The sequence below is a fragment of the Streptomyces sp. NPDC048353 genome (assembly GCF_055587165.1).
Genome location: NZ_JBVJGU010000008.1, coordinates 34406 through 46716 on the forward strand (window position 1 = coordinate 34406; position 12311 = coordinate 46716).

A 12311-nucleotide genomic window follows, 5' to 3' on the forward strand; every position below is an offset into this window, starting at 1 on the left:
CACCGGCGCCCGCCTCCGGCCAGGAATTCCCTCGGGCCGCCTTCCCGGGACCGGCTCCGCGAGCCACCCGCCACCGGCCGTCCGCGCCCCCGTCCCGTACCGCCACCGGCCCTCCGTGCCCCTGCGATACCGCCACCGGCCCTCCGGGCCCCTGCGGTACCGTCCCGGCATGAAGATCGTCGACCTCCCGCCCGGTGACCCGCGTCTGGAGACCGAGCTGCTGCCGGTCCTGCGCGAGCTGCGTCCGCACCTGACCCCGCGGCTCTTCGCCGAGGTGTACGACCGCGGCCACGTCCAGGGGCTGCGCTTCTCCGCCGCCTACGACGACACGGGCACCTGCGTCGGCGTCGCCGGCTGGCGGATCATGGACACCACCAGCACGCTGCGCAAGCTGTACGTCGACGACCTGGTGACCGCCGCCTCCACGCGCTCCACCGGCGTCGGCCGCCGCCTCCTCGCCCATCTGGAGGCGCACGCGCGCGTGGAGGGCTGCCACGAGTTCAGCCTCGACTCCGGCACCCACCGCACCGGCGCCCACCGCTTCTACCTCCGCGAGCGCCTCGACATCGTCGCCTTCCACTTCAGCAAAGCCCTGGGCACCCAGGAGGTATAGAACTCCTAGAGGGACAGAACTCCTAGGCGACGGCGCGCAGCTCAAGGCGCCAGTCGTTGCAGCGCATCGGGCGGCCCGGCGGGTACTCGAAGGGCTCCTCGCCGAGCAGTTCGAAGCCGGCCTTGCGGCAGACCGCGTTCGACGGGCCGTTGTCCGTCCCGGGGAAGGCGTGCAGGAAGCGGTACGTGCCCTCGGCCCCGGCGTGCTCGGCCACCACGCGCGTGGCGGCGGTCGCCACCCCCCGACCGTGGAACCCGGGCAGGACCGTCCAGCCGGTCTCGTACACCGTCTCCCCGCGCCACTCCTTCTTCCAGAAGCCGATGCCGCCGACCGCGACCTCCTCGGGGAGCAACACGATCCGGAACATCCGCCCCGCGCCGGTGGTGTCGGCGCTCAGATCGACGTACCGCCGGTGCCGCGTGACCAGCGCCTCCTCCGTCTCGGGGCCGCCGAGATGCTCCATCAGCTCCGGCGCGTTCATGGCGCGCAGCAGCCCGAAGTCGGAGGCGGCCCACGGCTCGAGGCGTACGGGTGAGGCGGGAAGGTCCGGATCCATGCCGGGACTCTAGGCCGTCTCCGGAACCTCTCGCCAGGGGCGACCGAGCGGGCCCGGACGGCGACCGAGCGGACCCGGACGAGCGCCCCCGGGCGGCCTGGGCCGGAGCCGATCGTGCCGTCCGGGGTCCCGTCGGATGATCAGCGCAGTCGGCCCGCCGAGCCCAGGGAGAGGCGCGAGACGACCTGGCCGAACGCGTCCTCCTCGGCGGCGGTGAGCGGAATCGTCTCCCTCGGGTGCCAGACCCGGTCCAGGGGCGCCCCCGCCCGGGCGCGGCGGGCGCGGAAGCGGAGACCGGCGGAGACCCCCACCACCGCCGACACGGCGAGCAGGCCGAGGAACGGGATCAGACGACGGTCCGGGAAGGGGCCGGGGGATGGCGACATGGCTGACTCCAGGGCGAGAAGGCCGGTACGCCGACGCGCCACGGCCCGTGAACCGTGCGGGCGGAGCGGGCGCAGGACCCGTACGCGGCGGCGAACAGGCCACGCGGTCGTACGGACATGTCGTCGACGGACAAGGCCGTCACGGCCACGTCGTACGGACACGCGGCCGTACGGGCCCGCGCGCCCGCGCGAGGCTCTTCCTCCCGCTTCCTCCCGACTCGTTCAGTAAACACCCGCCCCACGGCTTTCGAACAGGCCCCGCGGGCATCGCGGGAGGCGCCCTTGTGCCGGTGGGGGAAGCGCTCCAAGGTGGCGGGAGAAAGGGAGAATTCCGGCCGGGAGGGAGCGACCGCATGTCGGACGCAGGGGTGTGGGAGTTCGTGGACGACAGAGGCGCGGCGGTGACGGCCGCGCGCAGGCCCCAGCGGGTGGCGGCCTACATACGGGCGGGGGCGGCACTGCGGGACCTCGGGGTGACGCCGGTGGCGGTGTACGGCTCCGGGCACGACGGGGCCGTACCGGATCCGGTCAAGGGGGGCGACCTGACGGCGGCCGGTGTGCCGTACCTGGGTCCCGGGCGGAGCCCGGACGAGGAGGCGCTGCGGAGCCTGCGCCCGGACCTGCTGGTCGACGTGACGTACGACGGGAAGAGCGCCTACGCGCTGGACGAGGCGGTCGCAGAGCGGCTCGGGGTGCCGTTGGTCGCGTTGTCCGTGGGCAACGAGCCGGGACTGGCGGCGATCATCGGGCGCTTCGCCGAGCTGGGCGCCGCCCTGGGCGCGGACTGGGAACGCGCGGCGACCGGCCCGGAGGCCGATCCAATGGCGGTGGCCGAGAGCGTCGTGCGGGCCGCCGTCGCCGAGGGCGGGGCGGATGTCGCCGTCGTCGCGCTCTCCGGCGCGGGGCCCGACCAGGTCCATCTGGCGCGTCCGCAGGCCTGGCCCGAGCTGGCGCGCCTCGTCGACCTCGGGGTGCGGCTCCTCGACCCCGGCCCCGGTCCCGGCGCGAACTGGCTCACCGCCGACTGGGAGCACGCCGCACGGCTCGGGCCGGGCCTGGTGCTCTCCGACAACCGGGCTCACGCCGTCGTGGGCGCCGACCTCCCGCCCGTGGGCGACGCGCGCGTGGCGCCCTGGAACCCGGAGACCCCGCCGAGCCCGGCGGCGTACGCCCGCTTCTTCCACGACCTCGCCGAGGCCCTGCGGTCCCGAGCGTCCCACCCCGCTCAGGCCCTGCGGTCCCGGACGTCCCACCCCGCCCCGGTCTCACGGCCGAACTGAGCCGACCCCGCCCGTGTCCCCCTCCGCCCCCGCCTCCCTCGCTCACGCCGTGGCGTCCGCCGCGGTCGCCGCGAGGCGGGAGCGGAGGGAGCCGGCGAACTCCTCGACGTGGGAGAGCTGGGCGCGGAGTTCGGCGACGCGCTCGGTGGCGGCGCGTTCGTAGCGGCGGACCCGCGTGACCAGCACGGACCGGTCCTCGGGGGAGAGCTCACCGTCGGTCCCGGGGCGGTCCGCGGTGAGCCGGTCCATGGCCTGCAGCAGTTCGCGGGTCTCCTCCAGGGTGAAGCCGAGCGGCTTCATCCGGCGGATCACCAGGAGCCGGTCCACGTCGTCTTCGGTGTAGAGCGGGAAGCCGCCCTGCGAAGCGGCCGAGGGGACCACCAGGCCGCTGTCCTCGTACTGGCGGATGGCCCGCAGGGAGAGATCCGTCCGTGCGGCGACCTCTCCGATCTGCATGGGCTCGTCCGCCACGCGCACACCGCGCATACCGCTCACGTCGTCCGTCCTTCCTCGCGCGGGCGCGCGCCACCGGACACGACTCCGCGCACCGCAAACCGTTTTGTCTCACTTCATCACTTATGTGACCGCGAAGTGCGACGCAACGCCTGCGTGTGCGGGGCGCTTGCGCGTGCGAGGCGTCCGGTACGGGGCGGCCCCGGCTGGGAGTGGCGGGGGGTCGGGCCTTCGGTCAGGGCCAGACCAGGCAGTACGGCTGGTGTCCCGCCTCGTGCAGCCGGTGGGAGAAGTCCTGCCACTCGTGCAGCAGCTGGTAGACGTTGAAGGCGTCGCGCGGGCCGCCGCGGTCGGGGACGGTGGACCAGATGAAGGCGGCCGCGCCGACCGATTCCTCGCCGATGCCGCGCAGCGGGTCGACCACGGTCATGGGCAGCTTCACCACGGCGTAGTCGGGGTGCAGGACGACCAGTTCCAGCGGGGGCACCTTGTGCAGGGGCATGCCCTGGATGCCCGTGAGGACCATGGCGGCTATGGTCTCGGGCTTGATCTTCGTGAACATGCCGCCCATGCCCAGCTCGTCGCCGCCGAGCTCCTCGGGGCGCATCGAGATCGGGACGCGGGCCGCCGTGGCGCCGTCGGGTGCGCCGAAGTACTTGTACGTCACCCCCAACCGGCCACTCCCGCTCCCTGACATCGATCCTGTGGAACTCGTCGATCCCGTCGGCCCCAGCGGCCCCATGGATCCTGCCGACCCGGTCGGCCCCGTGGATTCGGCGGTCTCCTCCGTACGCCGTCGCCGGTGCCTCCCCCGCCGGGCAGGCTCGGGACCCAGGTCGTCGGTCCCCTCGCCCAGTCCGCCACCGCGATGCATATCTCCACCCGACTGCTTTTTTAGGCAGCACGACCCCCGCCGCGCAACCCGATCATCGTGTCAGTGACCTCCCCCACGCTCTCGCGGTGAAACACCTGTCCGCAAGAACGTCCGACGCTCTGACACCATGGATTCCGTGAGCCATCCCTATGACGCCCCAGTTTCGCAGACCCGGAGGAGCGACGCCTCGGCGTAGCACACAGGGAGCCCACGCCTTCCCTCCGTACTCGCAGCCGTACTCGCAGGTCAGGACCACAGTGCCGTATTCATACGAAGCCCCAGTCTCACAGACGCTTTTCGACCGCGCCTCCCTTGTGACGCCCGGCGGCGTGAACTCACCGGTGCGCGCCTTCCGGGCCGTGGGTGGAACGCCCCGGTTCATGGTGTCCGGTACGGGTCCGTACCTCACCGACGCGGACGGTCGGGAGTACGTCGACCTCGTCTGCTCGTGGGGGCCGATGATCCTCGGCCATTCCCACCCCGAGGTGATCGCGGCGGTGCAGGCCGCCGTCGCCCGCGGCACCTCCTTCGGTACGCCGGGGGAGGGCGAGGTCGCGCTCGCCGAGGAGATCGTCGCCCGGATCGAGCCGGTCGAACAGGTCCGGCTGGTCTCCTCCGGTACGGAGGCGACGATGTCGGCGATCCGGCTCGCCCGCGGCTTCACCGGCCGGGCGAAGGTCGTGAAGTTCGCCGGCTGTTACCACGGTCACGTCGACGCGCTGCTCGCCGCCGCCGGTTCCGGCGTCGCCACCTTCGGCCTGCCCGACACGCCCGGCGTGACGGGAGCCCAGGCCGGGGACACCATCGTCCTGCCGTACAACGACCTGGAGGCGGTCCGGGCCGCGTTCGCCGCGCACCCGGGCGAGATCGCCTGCGTCATCACCGAGGCTTCGCCCGGCAACATGGGCGTCGTCCCGCCGGCGGACGGGTTCAACGCCGGCCTGAAGGGGCTGTGCGCCGACAACGGCGCCCTGTACATCTCCGACGAGGTCATGACGGGCTTCCGGACCTCCCGCGCCGGCTGGTACGGCGTGGACGGCGTCGCGCCCGACCTGATGACCTTCGGCAAGGTCATGGGCGGCGGCTTCCCGGCCGCGGCCTTCGGCGGCCGCGCCGACGTGATGGGCCACCTCGCCCCGGCCGGTCCGGTCTACCAGGCCGGCACGCTCTCCGGTAACCCGATCGCGACCGCCGCCGGGCTCGCGCAGCTCCGGCTGCTCGACCAGGCCGCGTACGACACGGTCGACGCGGTGTCGAAGGAGATCCAGAACCTGGTCACCGACGCGCTCTCCAAGGAGGGCGTGGCGCACCGGCTGCAGACGGCCTCCAACATGTTCTCCGTCTTCTTCACCGCGGACGAGGTGCGGAACTACGACGACGCGAAGACGCAGGAGGCGTTCCGCTTCAACGCGTTCTTCCACTCGATGCTGGCCGACGGGGTGTACCTCCCGCCGTCCGCCTTCGAGTCGTGGTTCGTCTCGACGGCCCACGACGAGCGCGCGGTCGAGCGGATCGCCGCCGCGCTGCCCGCCGCCGCCCGCGCCGCCGCGGAGGCCACCGCATGACCGGCTCCGCGAGTGACATCACCGTCGTCCACCTGGTGCGGCACGGCGAGGTCCACAACCCCGACGGCATCCTCTACGGCCGCCGCGCCGGCTACCACCTGTCCGAGCTGGGGCGGCGGATGGCCGACCGGGTCGCCGACCACCTGGCCGGGCGGGACGTCACCCACGTTGTCGCCTCGCCGCTGGAGCGCGCCCAGGAGACGGCCCAGCCGGTGGCCAAGAGCCACGGCCTGGACCTCGCCACGGACGACCGGCTGGTCGAGGCGGGGAACGTCTTCGAGGGCAAGACCTTCGGCGTCGGAGACGGCGCGCTGCGCAAGCCCGGCAACTGGAAGCACCTCACCAACCCGTTCAAGCCGTCCTGGGGCGAGCCGTACGTCGAGCAGGTCGTCCGGATGATGGGCGCGCTGGACGCGGCGAAGGACGCGGCCCGGGGGCACGAGGCGGTCTGCGTGAGCCACCAGCTGCCGATCTGGATCGTGCGCAGCTTCGTGGAGAAGCGGCGGCTGTGGCACGACCCGCGGCGGCGGCAGTGCACGCTCGCCTCGCTGACCTCGTTCACGTACCAGGGCGACCGGATCGTGTCGGTCGGGTACAGCGAGCCGGCCCGGGATCTCGTACCGCCGCATCTGCTCGCGGGCGCGAAGCCGGTGAAGGGGAAGTCGAAGGCGTTCGGCGCGTAGGCGCGCGACCCGGCCGCCGCCTCGGACTTACGGCTCCCAGGCGCGCGACCCGGCCGCCTCGGGCTTCGTCGCCTCGGTGATCCGCGCCATCGGCGCGAGTGTGTTCGAGTTTCGTGCGGTGGGTACACCCCCCAGGGCGATCGGATGACAGGACGTCATCCGGTCGCCCTGAAATTTTTGTGCGAATAACCGGAACCTTCGCGTTCCTCCCGGCATCTCACTGATTGTCGGTTTGGATGACCTTCGGGTCATACGTAGGCGCGAATGGGGAACGACATGCGCGGGATCACTCGAAGGGGACTTCTGGGGGCGGGCGTAGGGACCGCCGCGGCGATCGGGATCGCCGGGTGCAGCACCAACAATCCGGACAAAAGCGGAGGTTCTGCTCCCGGTAAGGGGGGCGACGCATCGGGCGGACCGAGCAGCCCCGCCCCGACCGAGGACGACGTCAAGCTCATCGGTGACGGTTCCACCGCCGACACCGGCAAGCAGCCGCACCAGCCCGACGCCCCGGTGCCCCTCCAGCCCGGCCAGACCCCGCCGCAGTTCGTGATCTTCTCCTGGGACGGCGCGGGCGAGGTCGGCAACGGGCTCTTCCCGCGCTTCCTCGAACTCGCGAAGAACCACGACGCGGCGATGACCTTCTTCCTCTCCGGGATCTACCTCCTGCCCGAGTCGAAGAAGCACCTCTACCGCCCCCCGAACAACCGCGTCGGCGCCTCCGACATCGGCTATCTCACGGACGACCACATCAAGGACACCCTCAAGCACGTCCGCCAGGCGTGGCTCGACGGGCACGAGATAGGCACGCACTTCAACGGCCACTTCTGCGGCGGCTCCGGCTCCGTCGGCAACTGGACCCCGGCGCAGTGGCAGAACGAGATCGACCAGGCGATGAAGTTCGTCACCGAGTGGAAGACGAACAGCGGCTGGACCGACCTCGACCCGCTGCCCTTCGACTACTCCAAGGAGCTCGTCGGCGGCCGCACCCCCTGCCTCCTCGGCCAGGACAAGCTGCTGCCCACCGCCAAGCGCCTCGGCTGGCGGTACGACGCCAGCTCGCCCGGCGGCCGCCAGATGTGGCCGGCCAAGCGGCAGGGCGTCTGGGACCTTCCGCTTCAGGCCGTGCCGTTCCCCGGCCACTCCTTCGAGGTCCTCTCCATGGACTACAACATGCTGGCCAACCAGTCGAAGAACTCCACCAAGGGCATGCCCTCGCGCTACCCGGGCTGGCGCAAGCAGGCCGCCGGGGCCTACCTCGCCGGGTTCAAGCGGGCGTACGAGTCCAACCGGGCGCCGTTCTTCATCGGCAACCACTTCGAGCAGTGGAACGGCGGCATCTACATGGATGCCGTCGAAGAGGCGCTCAAGGGGATGGCGGGGAAGAAGGATGTCCGGCTGGTCTCCTTCCGGCAGTTCACGGACTGGCTGGACGTGCAGGACCCCAAGATCCTCGCCAAGCTCCGGACGCTGGAGGTCGGACAGGCGCCGGCGGGCGGCTGGAACACCTTCCTCCGCCCCGCCTGACACCCAGGCCAGGGCCCCGCCCGACGGCTCCCGGCCGGCCCCCACCCGACTCCCAGCGGGCCCCCACCCGGCCCCCCTCCCGTCCCGGCCGGGTGTTTAGGCAACCTTGACAAGCGGCTTTCCGGGCACGTAGGGGGGCGCCCAAGATCTCCCAAACGTCCATGCGAAACTTTTCACATGAGCCTTGACCGTGCCCCTCGACGCACCCTGCTCGCCGTCGGAACGCTGTCGGCCGCCCTCGCTCTGTCGGCCTGCGGCTCGTCCACCAACGGCACCTCCGGTGGCGGCGGTGACACCAACTTCGTCACCAACACGGGCGGTATCTCCACCGTCGCCAAGGGCGAGCGCACGGCCCCCCACACGATCGCCGGCGAGACGATCGAGGGCGAGCGGCTCGACGTCGCCGACCTCAAGGGCAAGGTCGTGGTGCTCAACGTCTGGGGCTCGTGGTGCGGCCCCTGCCGCGCCGAGGCGTCCCACTTCACGAAGGTCGCCAACGACCTCAAGCCCAAGGGCGTGGAGTTCGTCGGCCTGAACACCCGTGACTTCAACAAGCAGCAGGCGATCACCTTCGAGGAGGACTACGAGGTTCCGTACCCGAGCCTCTACGACCCCTCCGGCAAGCTGATCCTCGGCGGGTTCCCCAAGGGCACGCTGAACCCGCAGGCCATTCCGTCCACCGTCGTGCTCGACAAGGACGGCAAGATCGCCGCCCGCTCGCTCATGGCACTCGACGAGAAGAAGCTGCGCTCGATGATCGAGCCGCTTCTCGCGGAGAAGTGATCCGGTGAACGAGACGGTCTTCAGCGGAGCCCTGCTGCTGGCTCTGCCCATCGCCGTGCTCGGCGGCCTGGTCTCCTTCTTCTCGCCCTGCGTCCTGCCTCTCGTGCCGGGCTACCTCTCGTACGTGACCGGCGTCACCGGCACCGACCTGGCCGAGGCCCGGCGCGGCCGGATGGCCCTGGGCGCCTCCCTCTTCGTCCTCGGCTTCTCCGCCGTCTTCGTCTCCGGCGGCGCGCTCTTCGGCTACTTCGGCTGGACCCTCCAGGAGCACCGGGACGTCCTCGGCAAGGTCCTCGGCGTCCTCATGATCCTCATGGGCGTCTTCTTCATGGGTCTGATGCCGTGGGCGACCCAGCGAGAGTTCCGCATCCACCGGAAGCCCGCCGCGGGCCTGGTCGGCGCGCCGCTGCTCGGCGCGCTCTTCGGCATCGGCTGGGCGCCCTGCATCGGCCCGACGCTCGCCGCCGTCAACGCGCTCGCGACCGAGCAGGCCAGCGCCGGCCGCGGGGCGCTGCTGACCTTCGCGTACTGCGTGGGTCTCGGCCTGCCCTTCATCCTGGCGGCGGTCGCCTTCCGCAAGGCGCTCGGGGCGTTCGGGTGGGTCAAGAAGCACTACGCGTGGGTGATGAGGATCGGCGGCGGCATGATGATCCTGACCGGGCTGCTCATGCTCACAGGCGTGTGGGACAGCATGGTGTCCACGATGCAGGGCTGGTCCAACGGCTTCACGGTGGGGATCTGAGAGTTCCGATGAGCAAGACCGAAACCGAAACACACGATCTCGGCGAGGCCGGAGCGCAGCTCTCCACCGCCCCCAGGGAGGAGACCGCCGTCGGCGGCCCCGCCCTCGGGGTGGTCGGCTGGATCCGCTGGTTCTGGCGGCAGCTGACGTCCATGCGGGTCGCGCTGATCCTGCTCTTCCTGCTCTCCCTCGGCGCCGTCCCCGGCTCCCTCATCCCGCAGAACAGCGCGGACGAGCTGAAGGTGCGGACCTTCAAGGAGGCCCACCCGACCCTGGCGCCGGTCTACGAGAAGCTGCAGTTCTTCGACGTCTACAGCTCGGTGTGGTTCTCGGCGATCTACATACTGCTGTTCGTCTCCCTCATCGGCTGCATCGTGCCCCGCACCTGGCAGTTCGTCGGCCAGCTCCGCGGCCGCCCGCCGCGCGCGCCCAAGCGCCTCGACCGGCTGCCCGCGTACACGACGTGGCGGACGGAGGCCGAGCCCGAACAGGTCCGCGAGGCGGCCCTCTCGATGCTGAAGGGACGCCGGTTCCGCGCCCACACCGCCGGGGACGCCGTCGCCGCCGAGAAGGGCTATCTGCGCGAGACCGGGAACCTCCTCTTCCACATCGCGCTGATCGTGATGCTCGTCGCCTTCGCCTGGGGCCAGCTGTTCAAGTCCGAGGGCGGCAAGCTCATCGTCGAGGGCGACGGCTTCTCCAACACGCTCACGCAGTACGACGACTTCAAGCGCGGCTCCCTCTACGACACCGACGAACTGGCGCCGTTCGGCTTCCAGCTGGACCGCTTCACCGGTACGTACGAGAAGAACGGCCCGCAGCGCGGCACCCCGCGCACCTTCGAGGCGGCCGTCACCTACGCGGAGGCCGGCGGCCCGGACAAGAAGGCGGTCATCCGGGTCAACGAGCCGCTGGAGGTCGGCGGCTCGAAGGTCTATCTGATCTCCCACGGCTACGCGCCCGTCGTCACCGTCAAGGACGGCCGGGGCAAGGTCGTCTTCCACGGCGCCGTCCCGCTGCTGCCGTTCGACAACAACATCACCTCCACCGGCGCGATCAAGGTGATGGACGGCTACCGCGACAAGAACGGCAAGAAGGAGCAGCTGGGCTTCCAGGCCTTCTTCGTGCCGACCTTCGCGGGCGCCGGCAAGGGCGACATGTTCTCGCAGTTCCCCGCGCTGGACTTCCCGGTCATGGCGCTCACCGGCTTCCACGGCGATCTGCGCGTGAACTCCGGGCTGCCGCAGAACGTGTACCAGCTCGACAAGTCCAAGATGACCCAGTTCAAGGACCCGCACGGCAACAAGCTCGCGCAGCGCATGCTGCCGGGCGAGACCATGACGCTGCCCGACGGCGCCGGCTCGATCACCTTCGAGAAGGAGATCAAGGAGTGGGCGAGCTTCCAGGTCTCCCAGCAGCCCGGCAACGGCCTCGCCCTCGCGGGCGCGATCGCCGCGATCGCCGGACTCTCCGGGTCGCTGTTCATCCAGCGCCGCCGGGTCTGGGTCCGAGCCGTCCGGGGGAAGGACGGCGTCACCGTCGTCGAGATGGCGGGCCTCGGCCGGAGCGAGTCCGCGAAGCTCCCCGAGGAGCTGGCCGACCTCGCCGCCACCCTGCACGCCCAGGCGCCGACCGCCCCCGCCGCGCCGGACGGCGACCTTGGGGCGCGCACGGAAGAACCCGCGGAAGAACCTGCCGACGTACCTGCCGAAGGGGCTGAGACCAAGTGATGCTCGCCGCCGAGACCAACGAGAGCCTGGCGCAGATGAGCAACACGCTCATCTACTCCTCGATGGCCGTCTACACCCTGGCCTTCCTGGCCCACATCGCCGAGTGGGTGTTCGGCAGCCGCAGCAAGGTGGGCCGGACGGCCGCCGCGCTGACCCGGCCCGCGGCGGCGACCACCGCCGCCCCGGCGGTCACCGTGCGCGGCGCGGCCGGATCCACCGCCGTCCTGGACAAGCCGACGGTCGTCACCCGCTCCGCCTCCGGCGCCCGTGACGTCCCCGACGGCCCCGGCGCGGCCGGAGGCACCGTCAAGGGCGATCTGTACGGCCGTATCGCCGTCTCGCTGACCGTCCTCGCGTTCCTGGTCGAGGCGGCGGGCGTGGTCTCCCGCGCCCTCGCCGTGCAGCGCGCCCCCTGGGGCAACATGTACGAGTTCTCCACCACCTTCTCCACGGTGGCGGTCGGCGCGTACCTCGGCTTCCTGGTCGCGAAGAAGAACGTCCGGTGGATCGGTCTGCCGCTGGTGACGACGGTCCTGCTCGACCTGGGCCTGGCCACCACCTGGCTGTACACCGACAGCGACCAGCTCGTCCCGGCACTCGACTCCTACTGGCTGTGGATCCACGTCTCCACCGCCATTTTCTGCGGCGCCGTCTTCTACCTCGGCGCGGTCGCCACCCTGCTCTACCTCTTCCGCGACTCCTACGAGAACAAGCTCGTGACCGGCGGCAAGCCGGGCGCCTTCGCCCGGTCCGTGATGGAGCGGCTGCCGTCGGCGGCCTCCCTGGACAAGTTCTCCTACCGGGTCAACGCGGCGATCTTCCCGCTGTGGACCTTCACGATCATCGCGGGCGCGATCTGGGCCGGTGACGCGTGGGGCCGGTATTGGGGCTGGGACGCCAAGGAGGTCTGGTCCTTCATCACCTGGGTCGGCTACGCGGCGTACCTCCACGCGCGCGCGACGGCGGGCTGGAAGGGCCGCAAGGCCGCGTACATCGCGCTGATCGCCTTCGGCTGCTTCCTCTTCAACTACTACGGCGTCAACATCTTCGTGAGCAGCAAGCACTCGTACGCCGGAGTCTGAGCCGAGCCGAGGGCCCGCCCGCCGGGCGGGCCCTCAC

The 12311-nt window shown here is 71.2% G+C and carries 13 protein-coding genes; 9 read left to right on the top strand and 4 right to left on the bottom strand.

Annotated elements, in window-relative coordinates; genetic code table 11:
- Positions 1–169: 169 nt before the first annotated feature.
- A complete protein-coding gene (locus ACZ6RC_RS26315; protein ID WP_469587592.1) occupies positions 170–613 on the top strand; it encodes a GNAT family N-acetyltransferase in 444 nt (147 codons plus the stop codon).
- A gap of 22 nt (positions 614–635) precedes the next feature.
- Here ACZ6RC_RS26315 and ACZ6RC_RS26320 read toward each other — a convergent pair whose 3' ends face one another.
- Together ACZ6RC_RS26320 and ACZ6RC_RS26325 are read right to left on the bottom strand one after the other, a co-directional pair.
- The gene (locus ACZ6RC_RS26320) at positions 636–1169 is read right to left on the bottom strand and encodes a GNAT family N-acetyltransferase (RefSeq protein ID WP_469587595.1); all 534 of its coding nucleotides are present in this window, start codon (positions 1167–1169) and stop codon (positions 636–638) included.
- A 140-nt stretch (positions 1170–1309) separates the two neighbouring features.
- The gene (locus ACZ6RC_RS26325) at positions 1310–1555 is read right to left on the bottom strand and encodes a hypothetical protein (RefSeq protein WP_391146030.1); all 246 of its coding nucleotides are present in this window, start codon (positions 1553–1555) and stop codon (positions 1310–1312) included.
- Between the two features lie 353 nt (positions 1556–1908).
- Between ACZ6RC_RS26325 and ACZ6RC_RS26330 the strand changes: the two genes are divergently transcribed.
- Positions 1909–2835 (top strand): TroA family protein, encoded by a 927-nt coding sequence (locus ACZ6RC_RS26330; RefSeq protein WP_469587600.1) that lies wholly within the window; start codon positions 1909–1911, stop codon positions 2833–2835.
- A gap of 42 nt (positions 2836–2877) precedes the next feature.
- On the opposite strand, the gene ACZ6RC_RS26335 is transcribed toward ACZ6RC_RS26330, so the two are convergent.
- Entirely contained in the window at positions 2878–3321 is a 444-nt protein-coding gene (locus ACZ6RC_RS26335; protein WP_391146157.1) for a MerR family transcriptional regulator, read from the bottom strand.
- Between the two features lie 202 nt (positions 3322–3523).
- Positions 3524–4162 carry a hypothetical protein gene (locus tag ACZ6RC_RS26340; protein ID WP_391146026.1) on the bottom strand — a complete coding sequence of 213 codons (639 nt, stop codon included), beginning with the start codon at positions 4160–4162 and terminating at the stop codon, positions 3524–3526.
- A gap of 257 nt (positions 4163–4419) precedes the next feature.
- Here ACZ6RC_RS26340 and hemL point away from each other — a divergent pair, with 257 nt between their 5' ends.
- The 7 genes from hemL (at position 4420) to ccsB (ending at position 12274) form a co-directional block, all read left to right on the top strand.
- On the top strand, positions 4420–5727 hold the full coding sequence (hemL, locus tag ACZ6RC_RS26345; protein WP_469587603.1) for a glutamate-1-semialdehyde 2,1-aminomutase: 1308 nt from the start codon (positions 4420–4422) through the stop codon (positions 5725–5727).
- Positions 5724–6410: a histidine phosphatase family protein gene (locus ACZ6RC_RS26350; protein WP_391146020.1), complete on the top strand. Its 687-nt coding sequence runs from the start codon at positions 5724–5726 to the stop codon at positions 6408–6410. Before hemL ends, ACZ6RC_RS26350 begins: the two co-directional genes overlap by 4 nt.
- A 276-nt stretch (positions 6411–6686) precedes the next feature.
- The gene (locus tag ACZ6RC_RS26355) at positions 6687–7937 is read left to right on the top strand and encodes a polysaccharide deacetylase family protein (RefSeq protein WP_391146154.1); all 1251 of its coding nucleotides are present in this window, start codon (positions 6687–6689) and stop codon (positions 7935–7937) included.
- Between the two features lie 177 nt (positions 7938–8114).
- The gene (locus tag ACZ6RC_RS26360; protein ID WP_391146018.1) at positions 8115–8720 is read left to right on the top strand and encodes a TlpA family protein disulfide reductase; all 606 of its coding nucleotides are present in this window, start codon (positions 8115–8117) and stop codon (positions 8718–8720) included.
- Between the two features lie 4 nt (positions 8721–8724).
- Positions 8725–9462 carry a cytochrome c biogenesis CcdA family protein gene (locus ACZ6RC_RS26365; RefSeq protein WP_391146016.1) on the top strand — a complete coding sequence of 246 codons (738 nt, stop codon included), beginning with the start codon at positions 8725–8727 and terminating at the stop codon, positions 9460–9462.
- 8 nt (positions 9463–9470) lie between these two features.
- The gene (resB, locus tag ACZ6RC_RS26370) at positions 9471–11192 is read left to right on the top strand and encodes a cytochrome c biogenesis protein ResB (protein WP_469587609.1); all 1722 of its coding nucleotides are present in this window, start codon (positions 9471–9473) and stop codon (positions 11190–11192) included.
- A complete protein-coding gene (ccsB, locus tag ACZ6RC_RS26375) occupies positions 11189–12274 on the top strand; it encodes a c-type cytochrome biogenesis protein CcsB (RefSeq protein ID WP_453617551.1) in 1086 nt (361 codons plus the stop codon). Before resB ends, ccsB begins: the two co-directional genes overlap by 4 nt.
- The last annotated feature ends 37 nt before the right edge of the window (positions 12275–12311 follow it).

What these genes read in the sequence shown, in the direction of transcription:
- ACZ6RC_RS26325 (WP_391146030.1), bottom strand. Translation starts at nt 1,555, where the DNA reads ATGTCGCCATCCCCCGGCCCCTTCCCGGACCGTCGTCTGATCCCGTTC.
- ACZ6RC_RS26350 (WP_391146020.1), top strand. Translation starts at nt 5,724, where the DNA reads ATGACCGGCTCCGCGAGTGACATCACCGTCGTCCACCTGGTGCGGCAC.
- ACZ6RC_RS26315 (WP_469587592.1), top strand. Translation starts at nt 170, where the DNA reads ATGAAGATCGTCGACCTCCCGCCCGGTGACCCGCGTCTGGAGACCGAG.
- ACZ6RC_RS26330 (WP_469587600.1), top strand. Translation starts at nt 1,909, where the DNA reads ATGTCGGACGCAGGGGTGTGGGAGTTCGTGGACGACAGAGGCGCGGCG.
- ACZ6RC_RS26360 (WP_391146018.1), top strand. Translation starts at nt 8,115, where the DNA reads ATGAGCCTTGACCGTGCCCCTCGACGCACCCTGCTCGCCGTCGGAACG.
- ACZ6RC_RS26355 (WP_391146154.1), top strand. Translation starts at nt 6,687, where the DNA reads ATGCGCGGGATCACTCGAAGGGGACTTCTGGGGGCGGGCGTAGGGACC.
- ACZ6RC_RS26335 (WP_391146157.1), bottom strand. Translation starts at nt 3,321, where the DNA reads ATGCGCGGTGTGCGCGTGGCGGACGAGCCCATGCAGATCGGAGAGGTC.
- resB (WP_469587609.1), top strand. Translation starts at nt 9,471, where the DNA reads ATGAGCAAGACCGAAACCGAAACACACGATCTCGGCGAGGCCGGAGCG.
- ACZ6RC_RS26320 (WP_469587595.1), bottom strand. Translation starts at nt 1,169, where the DNA reads ATGGATCCGGACCTTCCCGCCTCACCCGTACGCCTCGAGCCGTGGGCC.
- ACZ6RC_RS26340 (WP_391146026.1), bottom strand. Translation starts at nt 4,162, where the DNA reads ATGCATCGCGGTGGCGGACTGGGCGAGGGGACCGACGACCTGGGTCCC.